The organism is Blastococcus sp. SYSU DS0533, from assembly GCF_054050775.1.
On record NZ_JBJGZZ010000017.1, the window covers coordinates 50,318 to 63,302 of the forward strand.

The following is a 12,985-nucleotide window of genomic DNA, read 5'->3' on the forward strand; positions in this document are numbered from 1 at the left end:
CCGGGCGGGACACCAGACGGGCCGGGTCAGGTCGCCGTCTGCACCTCGTAGTGCACGACGCTCGCCCCGCCGGTGGCGAAGTTGGCGAGGTCACCCCCGGCCGCCCGCCCCTCGGGTGAGGCCAGCGCCCGGGCCATCGCGTCCGCGGAGTCGAAGTCCAGCTCGGCGACGAGGTAGGGCGTGGTCTGGGCCGGGTCCATGGCGACCGGGTGCCCGAAGGTGAACCGGACCAGCCCGGGCTGCGCGAGCGCCAGCGGGACGTGCGTCTCCCGGTAGTAGGAGTCGAACGCCGCCGTGTCCTCCGGCGTCCCGTAGCTGACCACCAGCCTGTGCACCATCGGGCCCGACCTCCCGTTCCGGCCGGGCTCCGCTGCCCGGTCCACCCGCGCAGCCAACCAGCCCGACGGCGCCCGGCGCGACCTCAGAACGTCAGGACGAGCCGGCCGCGCACGCCGCCCGCCTCCAGCACGCGGTGCGCCTCGGCCGCCTGCTCGGCCGGGAAGGCGCGCGCCACACGGAGGGTCAGCACCCCGTCCTCCACCTGCTGCCGGAGCCGGTCGAGGGCGGCGCGGTCGGTGGCGACCTTGCGCACCATCGTCGGGAAGAACCGCAGCCCGCGCTCACCGTTGCCGCGGTAGCCGCGCACGGTCGCGACCGCGCCGCCGTCGCGCACCGCCGGGAGCACCGCCTCGTCCTGCACCGAGCCGTCGGCCAGGCCGTGCACGCCCTCCGGCACGTGCTCCCGGATGCGGGCGGCGACGTCGTCCCCGCGGCGGACGACGACGTCGGCGCCGAGCCCGCGCACCAGCTCCTCGTCGGCCTCCGAGGCGTCGGCGACCACGGTGAGCCCGTCGGCCTTGGCCAGCTGGACGACGTACCCGCCGTAGGCCCCTGCCGCGCCCGTCACCGCGAGCACCTCGCCCGGCCGCAGCCCCATGAGGTCGAGCGAGAGCCGGGCGGTGAGGCCGTTCATCGGCAGGGTCGACGCCTCCACCGCGGTGGCCCCCGCCGGCGCGCGGACGACGGAGTTCCCGGGCAGCACCTTGTCCTCCCGGTAGGCGCCGAACGGGCCGGAGGGGACGACGATGCCCATCGCCAGATCACCCACGGCCAGGTGGTCGACGCCGTCACCGAGCTCGGTGACGACACCGGCGACGTCCATGCCGGGCACCCACGGCGGGGTCTTGACCGGGTCGCGCTGGGCGTAGGCGCCGCTGCGGGCGTGGGTGTCGGTGGGGCTGACCGCAGCGGCCTGGACGCGGAGCCGCACCTGCCCCGGCCCGAGGGGCTCGGGCTCCACGTCGACGACGTGCAGGGCCTCCGGCCCGCCGAACCCGGTCACTCCCACTGCGCGCATGCCCCCTGCCTACACCCGTGCCCCGCACGGCGCGCCGGACGGGGGTCCACCCGAGTCCGGACAGGACCCCGAGGGGAGTAGCGCTCTGCCCACCCCCGCGGGGCACAGCGCTACCGCCCCGGACATGGCTCGACCCCCAGCGCTACCGCCCCCCGGACATGGCTCGGCCCCGCTCCCCGTCGAGGAGCGGGGCCGGTCCGGGGCTCAGCCCTTGAGCTTGTAGGTCTTCAGCAGACCCCGGCTGATGATCGTCTTCTGGATCTCGCTGGTGCCCTCGCCGATGAGCAGGAACGGCGCCTCGCGCATGAGGCGCTCGATCTCGTACTCCTTGGAGTAGCCGTAGCCACCGTGGATGCGGAAGGACTGCGTGGTCACCTCGGCGCAGTACTCGCTGGCGATGAGCTTGGCCATGCCGGCCTCGACGTCGTTGCGCTTGCCGGCGTCCTTGAGGCGCGCTGCGTTGACCATCATCAGGTGGGCGGCCTCGACCTTGGTCGCCATCTCGGCGAGCTGGAAGGCGATCGCCTGGTGCTGGGCGATCGGCTTGCCGAAGGTCTCGCGCTGCTGGGCGTAGGCGACGGCGAGCTCGAACGCGCGGATGGAGATGCCGCAGGCGCGCGCGGCGACGTTGACCCGGCCGACCTCGACGCCGTCCATCATCTGGGCGAAGCCCTTGCCCGGCTCGCCGCCGAGGATGTCGGAGGCCTCCGCGCGGTAGCCGTCGAACACCAGCTCGGTGGTGTCGACGCCCTTGTAGCCCATCTTGTCGATCTTGCCGGGGATGGTGATCCCCGGCTTGACCTCGCCAAAGCCGGCCGGCTTCTCCACCAGGAACGTGGTCAGGTTCTGGTGCGCCTTCTCCGCGCCCTCGTCGGTGCGCACGAGCGCCGCGACGAGAGTGGAGCTGCCCCCGTTGGTCAGCCACATCTTCTGGCCGTCGATGACGTAGCCGCCGTCGGCCTGCTTGACCGCCTTGGTGCGGATCCCGGCGACGTCGGAGCCCAGCCCCGGCTCGGACATGGAGAACGCGCCGCGGACCTCACCGGTGGCCATGCGGGGCAGGTAGTGCTCCTTCTGCTCCTGCGTGCCGTGCTGCTTGATCATGTACGCGACGATGAAGTGGGTGTTGATGACGCCGGAGACGCTCATCCAGCCGCGGGCGATCTCCTCGACCACCAGGGCGTAGGTGAGCAGCGACTCGCCGAGGCCGCCGTACTCCTCGGGGATCATCAGCCCGAAGATGCCGAGCTCCTTGAGCCCGTCGACGATCTCCTGCGGGTAGACGTCGCCGTGCTCGAGCTCCTGCGCGTGCGGGATGATCTCCTTGTCGACGAAGCTCCTGACCGTCGACAGGATCTCCTGCTGGATGTCGGTCAGGTCGGCGGTCTGGGCCAGTCGCGTCACAGGTTTCGCTCCTCGGGGGACCTCGGTGTCCGGGCTACCGGTGAGTATGGGCTACCGGCAGGGCCCCCTCTGCGTGCGCTGCGTCACTCCCGTGCGCGGCCGACGCCGTGGCCGCGGTCGCCGGCGACCACGTCGTCATCGCGCTGCCCGCGGCCGGCCGGTTCGTCGCGCTGGCGCACCTGCGGGCGGGGTCGCCGCGCGTCGCGGCGGGCCAGGAGGTACCGGGGCGCAGGGCCTGCCCATCGCCTTCACCGGCTTCCGCGAGTGGCCGCGCCGGCGGGCGGCCCCGGACGACAGGGCGCGGGATGCCGGGGGAAGGTGCGGTGGTCGAACCGCTGGCGACCGACGCGGGCTAGCGTGCCGCGGTGACCTCCCGCGATGAGTCGCCGTACGGCGGTGCCACCCCCGGCTACGGCCCCCCACCCGGCTACGGGCAGCCCTACGGCCCGCCGGGGTACGGGCCGCCGCAGGCGTACAGCCCGCCGCCGTGGGCCCGGCCGACCAACACCCTTGCGGTCCTGTCCCTGGTCATGGCATTCGTCTTCGCGCCGGCCGGGCTCGTCCTCGGCGTCGTCGCCCGCCGGCAGATCAGCCGCACCGGTGAGGACGGCGCCGGGCTCGCACTGGCCGGGATCATCGTCGGCGGCCTGGTCACCGGGTTCTTCGTGCTGATCATCGCGCTCTGGATCGCCGCCTTCGCGGCCCTCACCAGCACCGGCTTCGCCCCCTGAGGAAGGACCCCGTCCCTCTCAGCCCTCGCATGCTCGGGCCGAGCCTCCGGACGGGGCCGACGTGCGCCCCGTCCGGAGGGAGTGCTCAGTTCTCCGGCGGGGTGAAGGACGACGTCCGCTGCAGCCCGGCGGCGCGGCCCTTGCCGGCGATGACCAGGGCCATCTTGCGGCTGGCCTCGTCGATCATCTCGTCGCCCAGCATCGCCGAGCCCTTCTTGCCGCCCGCCTCCGAGGTCGCCCAGTCGTAGGCGTCGAGGATCAGCTCGGCGTGGTCGTAGTCCTCCTGCGACGGCGCGTAGATCTCGTTGGCGGCGTCGATCTGGCCCGGGTGCAGGACCCACTTGCCGTCGAAGCCGAGCATCGCCGAGCGCTTGGCCACCTCCTCGAAGGCGGGCACGTCGCGGACCTGCAGGAAGGGGCCGTCGATGGCCTGCACGCCGCGCGCGCGGGCGGCCATGAGGATCTGCATGAGGATGTAGTGGAACGGGTCGCCCGGGTAGTCGGGGTGCAAGGCGCCGACCACCAGGGACTTCATGTTGATGCTGGCCATGAAGTCGGCCGGGCCGAAGATGATCGTCTCGATGCGGTCGCTGGCGTTCGCGATGTCGTTGACGTTGATCAGACCCTGCGCCGTCTCGATCTGCGCCTCGATGCCGATCCGCCCGACCTCGAAGCCGTTGGCCTTCTCGATCTGGGTCAGCAGCATGTCCAGCGCCTTGACCTGAGCGGCGTCCTGGACCTTCGGCAGCATGATGCAGTCGAGGTTCGCGCCGGCCCCGCCGACGACCTCCAGCACGTCCTGGAAGGTCCACTCCGTCGTCCAGTCGTTGACCCGGACGGTGCGGATCTTCTCGCCCCAGCCGCCCTCGTTGAGGGCCGCGACGATGTTCTTGCGGGCGCCGGGCTTGGCCAGCGGCGCGCACGCGTCCTCCAGGTCGAGGAAGACCTGGTCGGCCGGCAGCCCCTTGGCCTTCTCCAGGAACCGGGGGTTGCTGCCCGGGACGGCGAGGTTGGAACGACGGGATCGGAGCTCGGCCACGGTGCCTCCGCTGGTCGACGACGTTGGTCACCGGAGGGTAGCGACGCCGATTCCCAGCCACGGACCCGCATTGATCATCGGCCGTCGGTCCCGTCGCAGGGGCCCACCGCGAGCGTGCGGGTGGTGAGGGGCGACGGGCTCCTCCCTCAGGTCGCCGGCTCGACCAGCGTCGCCGGGCGACCGGCGCGCACCACCAGCGCGACCCCGGCCACCACGAGCAGCACGCCGGGCAGCGCCAGCAGCGGCGGCACCTGCTGCAGCAGGAGGAGCGCGAACAGCAAGGCCCCGGGCACCTCGAGCAGGACGGCGAGGCTGACGACCGTGGGGCCCACGGCGGAGAGCACCAGGTTCAACAGGGTGTGGCCGAACAGCTGCGCGGAGACGGTGATGCCCGCGATCAGCCACCAGTCGCGCGCCTCGAACCCGGTGAGCGGCGCGTCGACGGCCAGCGCCGCGACGGCGATGACGACCGCGCACACCGAGTAGCAGACGACGGCGTACGCCGAGGTCGCCAGCCGCTGCCGAGCCCGGGCACCGGCCAGCACGTAGCCCCCCGCGCAGACCGCCCCCAGCAGGGCCAGCGCGTCGCCGGCGAGCGCCTCCGCGCTCACCGTCACGTCCACCCCGACGATGAGCACGACACCGGCGAACGCCAGCAGCAGGCCCCACCACACCGCGGCCGGCAGCCGCACGCCGGAGACGCGCGCGGCGAGCGCCGTCCAGATCGGTGTGGTGGTGACCAGGGCGACGGAGGCGGCCACCGTCGTCATCGACAGGCTGGGCAGCCAGGCGGCGAAGTGGGCGGCGAGGAACAGCCCCGCGACGACGGAGCTGCCCAGGTCGCGCCACCGCAGCCCGGCCAGGGTGGCGCGCTCGCCGGTGAGCAGGACGGGGAGGAGCGCGGCGGCGCCCGCGGCGTTGCGCCAGAAGGCCAGCGCCAGCATGGGGGCGGTGACCATCGCGGTCAGCGGGGCGGAGAGCGAGACACCGATGACCGCGAGGGAGAGCAGTCCGAACTCCCGGCCCCCCGGCCGGTGCAGCGCCCAGGCGCCGGCTGCCGTCGCGGGTGCGGTGCTCAGCTGGGCACCCGGATCCGGCCGGACGCCACCGGCACGACGGCGCCGCGCACCGTGGCGGCGACCGCCCGGCCACCGGCTGCGGTGACGGTGCACGCGAGCACCGAGGGCCGCCCCATCCGCTCGCCCTGCCGCACGGTGTAGCGCGACGTGCCCTCACCGGCCAGCAGCCCGCTCTCGACCAGCCACACCCCCGCACCCAGCGCCGCCGAGCCGGTGGCCGGGTCCTCGCCCCAGACCAGGTCGCGGGCGAACACCCGCGCGCGGGCGGTGGCGGTGGCGGCGTCCCAGGACACCACGGACACGCCCTCCCCCACGTCGAGCCCGGCGAGCGCCCCCGGGTCGGGGACGGCGCGGTCCACGGCGTCGGGGCAGACGGAGAGGTAGCCGAACGGCAGGCCGCAGCCCGCGACGTCCGAGGGGACACCGGTGAGGTCCGCCTCGTCCAGCCCCATCGCCGCGGCGAGCCGGCCGGGCGCCGGGCCGTCCTGGAGCGTGGGGCGGCCACCGGAGAGCGTCGCGCCGTCGGCGTCCACCACCACGTCGAGGACCCCGGCGCCGCACTCCTGGCGCAGGGTGCCCGCCGGCAGTCGCCCGGTGCGCACCAGCGTGTGCGCGGCGCCGACGCTGGGGTGGCCGGCGAAGGGCAGCTCGGCGTAGGGCGTGAAGATCCGCACCCGGTAGTCGGCGCCGGCCTCGGTGGGGGCGCACAGGAAGGAGGTCTCCGAGAGGGCGAACTCGTTCGCCAGCGCCTGGCACTGCCCGGTCGTCAGCTCGTCGGCGCCGAACACCACGGCCAGCGGGTTGCCGGCGAACGCCCGCGGCGCGAACACGTCGACGACCTCGTACTCCAGCTCGACCGGGGCAGCCACGGCCCCGACGGTAGCCTTTCCAACCGTGACCACGGCGACCAGGGCGTACGTCTCCCGGCTCGCCGGGCTGACCGTCTTCGACCCCAACGGTGACCGGGTCGGGAAGGTGCGCGACGTCGTCGTCGGCCTGCGGGTCGGGACGGCCTGCCCCCGCGTGCTGGGCCTCGTGGTGGAGGTGGTCGCGCGGCGGCGGATCTTCGTGCCGATGGGCCGCGTGACGGCGCTGGACCCGGGTGCGGTGATGCTGGCCTCGGGCACCCTCAACCTCAAGCGCTTCGAGCAGCGGGCCGGCGAGACCCTCGTGCTCGGCGAGCTGCTCGACCGGCAGGTGACGATCAACGAGTCCGGTCGCCCGGCGACGGTCGTCGACGCCGGCGTGGAGCAGACCCGCACCGGCGACTGGCTGCTCTCACGGGTCGCCGTCCAGGAGCCCGGGCGGCTCGGCCGGCGCGGCCAGCTGCACCAGCTGGAGTGGGACGAGGTCACCGGACTGGCGCTGCCGCAGGCCGGGCAGGGCGCCGAGACGCTCATCGCCACCTACCGGGAGCTCAACGCCGCCGACATGGCGCACGCCCTGCAGGAGCTGCCGATCAAACGCCGGCACGAGGTGGCCGAGGCTATGGACGACGAGCGCCTGGCCGACGTGCTGGGCGAGCTGCCCGAGGCCGAGCAGATCACCATCCTGGGCACCCTGGAGGAGAGCCGGGCCGCCGACGTCCTCGAGGAGATGGACCCCGACGACGCCGCGGACCTGCTCTCCGAGCTGCACGCCGTCGACCGCAACCGGCTGCTGGAGCTGATGGAGCCCGACGAGGCGGAGTCGGTGCGCCAGCTGCTCAAGTACTCCGAGGACACCGCCGGCGGGATGATGACCAGCGAGCCGGTGATCCTGGCGCCCGACGCGACCATCGCGGAGGCGCTGGCGCGGGTGCGCGAGGAGGAGATCACGCCGGCCCTGGCCAGCCAGGTCTACGTCTGCCGGCCCCCGTCGGCGACGCCGACCGGCCGCTACCTGGGCCTGGCCCACATCCAGCGGCTGCTGCGCGAACCCCCCTCCACCCTGGTCAGCGGCGTGCTCGACGACCTGGAACCGCTCAGGCCCGAGGCCCCGCTGGCCGAGGTCACCCACTACTTCGCGACCTACAACCTCGTCGCCGCGCCGGTCGTCGACGCGCAGGGCCGGCTGGTGGGTGCGGTGAGCGTGGACGACGTCCTGGACCACCTGCTGCCCGAGGACTGGCGGGAGCGTGCCCGCCGTGGCTGACGGCCCCCGGCTGGACGTCCCCCGCAGCGGCGCCCGCCGGTTCGGCAGCTTCCTGCGGCTGAACCCCGACGCCGTCGGCCAGTTCGCCGAGAGCATCGCGCGCTTCCTGGGCACCGGGCGGTTCCTCGCCGTGCAGACGATCATCGTGGTGGTCTGGATCGCGCTCAACGTCTTCGCCGTCCAGCTGCGCTGGGACCCCTACCCCTTCATCCTGCTGAACCTGGCGTTCTCGACCCAGGCCGCGTACGCCGCGCCGCTGATCCTGCTGGCGCAGAACCGGCAGGCCGACCGCGACCGCGTGCAGGCGGAGGAGGACCGGGCCCGGGCGGCGTCGACCCGTGCCGACACCGAGTACCTCGCCCGCGAGCTGGCTGCGGTGCGGGTGGCCGTCGGCGAGCTCGCCACCCGCGACTTCATCCGCGGCGAGCTCAACCGCCTGGCCAGCGACGACGGCGAGGACGGCGAGAAGCGCGAGAAGAAGCGCAAGAAGCGCGACCGCGAGGAGGCCGAGGCGCGCGGCGGAGCGACCCCGGTCTAGCCACCCCGCGGCCCACCGCCGCCCCGGCTCGTCGGCCGCCTCGGCCGCGACCCCGGCCGGCACCCCACCGAGCTCGGCGAGGACCAGGCGGACGGGCTCCCTGCAGGGTGCGCGGCGACGCGAGGGTGGCGGTCATCGGCTCGGATGCTGCCCGACCCGCCCGCGGGCGCGCCGCGACGCGCGTCAGCCCGTCAGGAGGTGCACGCCCGCACCCGCCGCCCCGGCCAGCAGGAGCACGACGATGAAGGGGGCCCGCAGCGCCAGGGCGAGACCGGCGACGGCGAGCCCGGCCAGGCGGCCGTCGACGACGATCTCCGCGCCGCTGGTCAGCCCCTGCACGACGACGAGGGCCGCGAGCAGCGCTGCCGGCACGAAGTCGACGACGCGCGCCACCCAGGGCTGCTCCACCCACGAAGCCGGCACCGAGAGCCCGGCCAGCTTCAGCAGGTAGCAGCCCACGGAGGCGACGAGCACCGCCGTCCAGGTGCCGCTCACGACGCCACGGCCCGGCGCGGCCGGCCGGCCAGGGCGACCGCCACCACCGCGGCGACGACCTGCACCCCGGGCGGCACGAACGGGGTCAGCGCCAGCGCGACCACCGCGCCGCCGAGCGCCACCCGGCGCTGCACCGCGGGCTCGGGGAACGCCCGCCCCAGCCGCGGCCACAGCAGGGCGAGGAAGGCGGCCGGCACGACCGCGTCCAGCGCCGCCCGCGCCGTGCCGCCCAGGGCGGCCGCACCCAGCGCGCCGACGACGGTGGTCGCGTTCCAGGTCAGGTAGAGGGTGGCCCCGCCCACCAGGAACGCCAGCCCGGCCAGCGCCCGGGTAGGGGCAGCCAGTGCCAGCGCCGTCGTCTCGTCGATGACCCAGTGGGCCGTCCCGGCGCGGCGCAGCGGACCCCGCGGCCGCAGCAGCGGCACCAGCCGCACGCCGTAGACGGTGTTGCGGGTGCCCAGGAGCAGCGCGCTGCCGACGGCGGCCAGCGGGCTGCCGCCCGCGCCGAGCACGCCGATGAGGGCGAACTGCGAGGCGCCGGTGAACATCACCGCCGAGAGGACCAGCGCCTGCCAGACATCGAGCCCGGCGGCGTCGGCCGCGGCGCCGAACGCCACCCCGTACAGGCCGACGGCGAGCCCGAGGCCCACGGCGTCCCGCAGGGTCTCGGCACGGTCGGGCTGCACGACGACGACCCTAGTTCTGCCCCGGTGCGCGCCAGATCACCCTCCGCCGGGCCGTCCGGTCCACGTGCCGCCGTAGAGTGGCAGGCGACCGATCGCGCGGGTCGCCGCTCCGGCCGCGACCACCGGACGCCGGTCCCCCGCTCGTGAGGAGACAGACGAACACGATGTCCGACCAGCTGACCGGCACGCCGGCGCTCGACGCCGTCAACGCCGCTCTGGCCACCGTCCAGGACCCCGAGATCAACCGACCGCTCACCGAGCTGGGCATGGTCAAGGACGTGCGGATCGGGCCCGACGGCTCGGTCGCCGTCGAGGTCTACCTGACCGTCGCCGGCTGCCCGATGCGGGAGACGATCACCAACCGGGTCACCGCAGCCGTCGGCGCCGTCCCGGGGGTGACCTCGGTGCAGGTCGCCCTCGACGTGATGAACGACGAGCAGCGGGCCGAACTGCGCAAGACCGTGCGCGGCACCGACGCCGCGGACCCGGTGATCCCCTTCGCACAGCCCGGCTCGCTCACCCGCGTCTACGCCGTCGCCTCCGGCAAGGGCGGCGTCGGCAAGTCCAGCGTCACCGTGAACCTCGCCGCGGCCCTGGCCAAGCGCGGGCTCTCGGTCGGCGTCGTGGACGCCGACATCTACGGCCACTCGGTGCCGCGCATGCTGGGCGTCGACGACAAGCCGACCCAGGTCGACAACATGATCATGCCGCCGCAGTCGATGGGCGTGAAGGTCATCTCGATCGGCATGTTCACCCCGGGCAACACCCCGGTCGTGTGGCGCGGGCCGATGCTGCACCGCGCGCTCCAGCAGTTCCTCGCCGACGTCTGGTGGGGCGACCTGGACGTGCTGCTGCTCGACCTCCCCCCGGGCACCGGCGACGTCGCGATCTCCATCGCGCAGCTGCTGCCCAACGCCGAGATCCTCGTGGTCACCACGCCGCAGCTGGCCGCGGCCGAGGTGGCCGAGCGCGCCGGTGCGATCGCCACCCAGACCCACCAGCAGGTCGTCGGCGTCATCGAGAACATGAGCTGGATGGAGCTCCCCGACGGCTCGCGCGTCGAGGTCTTCGGCTCCGGCGGCGGGCAGACCGTCTCCGACGCGCTCACCCGCACGCTGGGTGCGCGCGTGCCGCTGCTCGGTCAGATCCCGCTGGACACCCGGCTCCGGGAGGCCGGCGACGCCGGTGCGCCGATCGTCCTCGCCGACCCCGAGACCCCGGCCGCCAAGGCGCTGGAGAAGATCGCCGACGGGCTCGCCGTCCGCCAGCGCGGGCTGCAGGGGATGTCCCTGGGGCTCACGCCCGTCCGCCACTGACAGCAGAAGACGCCCCGCGGGGCCGGTCTCCCGATCCGGGGGCCGGCCCCGCGCCGCGTCCAGGTCCGGACGTGGTCCTGCGACCGGGCCCCACCACGCCGCTGCGGCGCACCGGCCACCGCCGTCCGCGCGCGACGTCGTCCTGCCTCACCGTGGAATGTCCACCCCCGCCGTCCGCGCTGAGGGAGGACGCTCCACGATCAGGTCAGGTGGTCTCAGGAGCGGTCCGCAGCCGACGAGGTCGCGGGGCGGGCGCTGTGGGAGGGGCCGCCGTCCTGGCGGCGCGGGTCAGGTGGCGTCGACGTCGAAGGGCGGCGGCACGTTGCGGTCGCGCACCTGCGCGGCGACCACCGTCGCCGCCGTCGCCCCCCCGGCCCGCGACGGGGAGACGGGCGGCTCGTCGTCGCCGAGGAGCTGCTCGCGGATGAAGGTCCGCGGGTGGTACTTCCGCAGGTCGAGGTCCTTCAACCCGTCGAAGTCGTCACCGAGGGACTCGTTCACCTGGGCGCGGACGCCGGTGACGGCCTCCCGCATCCGCTTGAGGCCGGCGGCCGCCTCCTTCGCCAGGTCGGGCAGCCGCTCCGGGCCGAAGATGAAGAGTGCGGCGAGCGCCAGGACGGCGATCTCGCCCCAGCCGATCGAGTCGAACACCGGGCTCCTCGTCCTTCCGACCGCCAGCGCTGCCGGGGTCAGCGTAGCCGTCTTCCGGGGCTACGCGGCCCCGAGCGTCGCCTCCACCGTGCGCGAACTGCCCCCGCGGACCAGTTCCACCACGACGACGTCGCCGGGCTGACGGGCGTCGACCGCCACGGAGAGCTCCTCGGAGCTGCCGACCGGCGTCTCGTCGACGGCGATGATGACGTCCTCCTCGCGGATGCCCGCCCGGGCCGCGGGGCTGCCCGGCTCGACGTTGAGGACCAGCGCGCCGTCCCGGGTGCCGTCGGTGACCGAGCGGGCGTTGACCCCCAGCGTGGCGTGCACGGCCGAGCCGGTCGCGATGAGCTGCTCGACGATCCGCTTCATCGTGTCGACCGGGATGGCGAACCCCAGACCGATCGAGCCGCCGGCCCCGGTCGAGGCGATCGCGGTGTTGATGCCGACGAGGGCGCCGGTCGCGTCGACCAGCGCCCCGCCGGAGTTGCCGGGGTTGATCGGGGCGTCGGTCTGGACGGCGCTGATCACCGCGTTGGTGTCGGTGCCCTCGCCGGAGAGGCGCACCGGGCGGTCCAGCGCGCTGACGATCCCGCTGGTGACCGTGCCCGCCAGCCCCAGCGGCGAGCCGATCGCCACGACGGGGTCGCCCACCACGACGTCACCGGAACGGCCGAGCGCCGCCGTCACCAGACCCGGCTTCTCCACCTTGATGACGGCGAGGTCGCTGGCCGGGTCGCGGCCGACGATGCGCGCGGCCGACCCGCTGCCGTCGGAGAAGACCGCCCGGATCTCGGCGCCCTCGACGCCGTCGGCGCCGGAGATGACGTGGTTGTTCGTGACGATGTAGCCGTTGTCGCCGTCGATGACGACACCTGAGCCGGTCGCACCCGCCTGGCCGACGCGCACCTCGATGGAGACGACGGCCGGGATGACGGCCTCGGCGATGTCGGAGACGGGGCTCCGCTCACCGGTGCCGCGCGGTTCGACCTGGGCCAGGGTCGTGCCCGGGGTGAACAGCGGCGCCTCGTCCGCGGTGCGGGTCAGGTACCAGCCCACGCCCCCGCCGAGGATGCCGACGACCAGGAGACCGAGCACGACCAGCGTGGTGAGGCGCACCGACAGGTCGCGCAGCCGCACCTTGCGGCGTCCCTGCGGATCGATGACGAGCGGGCCGGGCTGGCCGTCCTCGTCGTCGTAGACCGCGGGCGGGCCGAGCCCCGCCGGGGACGCCGGATCGCGCCAGGGGTCGACGCGGGCGTCGGCCTTCCACCACGGGCCGGTGGCGGTGCGCCGCCGGCCGGGACGTCCTCCGGGGGGCTCCTCCAGCCCGCTCCGACCGGGGGCCGGGGGGCCGAAGGCGCGCAGCAGCGCCTCGGGCGGCGGAGGCGGGACCGGGCGCGGCGCAGGCGGCGGGCGGTCGTCGGCGAAGCTGCCCGCGACCCGTTCGGGACGGCCGAAGGCGCCCGCCTGGGCGGCGGTGGGCCGGGGGGCGTGCACCGGGCGGGCCTCGAGCCGGGGCGCCGTCGCCTCGTCGAAGGCCCCGGACTGCCCGT

General features: G+C 74.6%; 14 protein-coding genes. 4 read left to right on the forward strand and 10 right to left on the reverse strand.

Going from position 1 to position 12,985, the window contains the following annotated elements; genetic code table 11:
* Window positions 1-26: 26 nt before the first annotated feature.
* The 3 genes from ACI79W_RS17175 to ACI79W_RS17185 all read right to left on the reverse strand — a co-directional run bounded on the left by ACI79W_RS17175 (window position 27) and on the right by ACI79W_RS17185 (window position 2,761).
* A complete protein-coding gene (locus ACI79W_RS17175; RefSeq protein WP_456563298.1) occupies window positions 27-338 on the reverse strand; it encodes an EthD family reductase in 312 nt (103 codons plus the stop codon).
* A gap of 83 nt (window positions 339-421) precedes the next feature.
* A complete protein-coding gene (locus ACI79W_RS17180) occupies window positions 422-1,357 on the reverse strand; it encodes a quinone oxidoreductase family protein (protein ID WP_456563299.1) in 936 nt (311 codons plus the stop codon).
* 204 nt (window positions 1,358-1,561) lie between these two features.
* Window positions 1,562-2,761: an acyl-CoA dehydrogenase family protein gene (locus ACI79W_RS17185; protein ID WP_456563300.1), complete on the reverse strand. Its 1,200-nt coding sequence runs from the start codon at window positions 2,759-2,761 to the stop codon at window positions 1,562-1,564.
* Between the two features lie 365 nt (window positions 2,762-3,126).
* On the opposite strand from ACI79W_RS17185, the gene ACI79W_RS17190 reads away from it, so the two are divergent.
* Window positions 3,127-3,492, forward strand: coding sequence for a DUF4190 domain-containing protein (locus ACI79W_RS17190; RefSeq protein WP_456563301.1), 366 nt, complete (start codon window positions 3,127-3,129; stop codon window positions 3,490-3,492).
* Window positions 3,493-3,577: 85 nt separating this feature from the next.
* Here ACI79W_RS17190 and ACI79W_RS17195 read toward each other — a convergent pair whose 3' ends face one another.
* From ACI79W_RS17195 to ACI79W_RS17205, 3 genes are all read right to left on the reverse strand, one after another.
* Window positions 3,578-4,531 carry an HpcH/HpaI aldolase/citrate lyase family protein gene (locus ACI79W_RS17195; RefSeq protein WP_456563302.1) on the reverse strand — a complete coding sequence of 318 codons (954 nt, stop codon included), beginning with the start codon at window positions 4,529-4,531 and terminating at the stop codon, window positions 3,578-3,580.
* Window positions 4,532-4,677: 146 nt separating this feature from the next.
* Entirely contained in the window at window positions 4,678-5,703 is a 1,026-nt protein-coding gene (locus ACI79W_RS17200) for a DMT family transporter (protein ID WP_456563303.1), read from the reverse strand.
* Complete coding sequence (locus ACI79W_RS17205) at window positions 5,607-6,479, reverse strand: PhzF family phenazine biosynthesis protein (RefSeq protein WP_456563304.1); 873 nt, start codon at window positions 6,477-6,479, stop codon at window positions 5,607-5,609. Before ACI79W_RS17205 ends, ACI79W_RS17200 begins: the two co-directional genes overlap by 97 nt.
* Window positions 6,480-6,504: 25 nt before the next feature.
* Here ACI79W_RS17205 and ACI79W_RS17210 point away from each other — a divergent pair, with 25 nt between their 5' ends.
* Together ACI79W_RS17210 and ACI79W_RS17215 are read left to right on the forward strand one after the other, a co-directional pair.
* Entirely contained in the window at window positions 6,505-7,743 is a 1,239-nt protein-coding gene (locus tag ACI79W_RS17210) for a magnesium transporter MgtE N-terminal domain-containing protein (protein WP_456563305.1), read from the forward strand.
* On the forward strand, window positions 7,736-8,281 hold the full coding sequence (locus ACI79W_RS17215) for a DUF1003 domain-containing protein (RefSeq protein ID WP_456563306.1): 546 nt from the start codon (window positions 7,736-7,738) through the stop codon (window positions 8,279-8,281). Before ACI79W_RS17210 ends, ACI79W_RS17215 begins: the two co-directional genes overlap by 8 nt.
* A 183-nt stretch (window positions 8,282-8,464) precedes the next feature.
* Here the strand turns inward: ACI79W_RS17215 and ACI79W_RS17220 are convergent, their stop codons facing one another.
* Window positions 8,465-8,776 (reverse strand): AzlD domain-containing protein, encoded by a 312-nt coding sequence (locus tag ACI79W_RS17220; protein ID WP_456563307.1) that lies wholly within the window; start codon window positions 8,774-8,776, stop codon window positions 8,465-8,467.
* Complete coding sequence (locus ACI79W_RS17225) at window positions 8,773-9,462, reverse strand: AzlC family ABC transporter permease (RefSeq protein ID WP_456563308.1); 690 nt, start codon at window positions 9,460-9,462, stop codon at window positions 8,773-8,775. Before ACI79W_RS17225 ends, ACI79W_RS17220 begins: the two co-directional genes overlap by 4 nt.
* A gap of 164 nt (window positions 9,463-9,626) precedes the next feature.
* Between ACI79W_RS17225 and ACI79W_RS17230 the strand changes: the two genes are divergently transcribed.
* A complete protein-coding gene (locus ACI79W_RS17230; protein WP_456563309.1) occupies window positions 9,627-10,778 on the forward strand; it encodes an Mrp/NBP35 family ATP-binding protein in 1,152 nt (383 codons plus the stop codon).
* 288 nt (window positions 10,779-11,066) lie between these two features.
* On the opposite strand, the gene ACI79W_RS17235 is transcribed toward ACI79W_RS17230, so the two are convergent.
* Window positions 11,067-11,429: a twin-arginine translocase TatA/TatE family subunit gene (locus ACI79W_RS17235; protein WP_456563310.1), complete on the reverse strand. Its 363-nt coding sequence runs from the start codon at window positions 11,427-11,429 to the stop codon at window positions 11,067-11,069.
* A 60-nt stretch (window positions 11,430-11,489) separates the two neighbouring features.
* Window positions 11,490-12,929, reverse strand: a complete 1,440-nt coding sequence (locus tag ACI79W_RS17240; RefSeq protein WP_456563311.1) for a S1C family serine protease — start codon at window positions 12,927-12,929, stop codon at window positions 11,490-11,492.
* Between the last annotated feature and the right edge of the window lie 56 nt (window positions 12,930-12,985).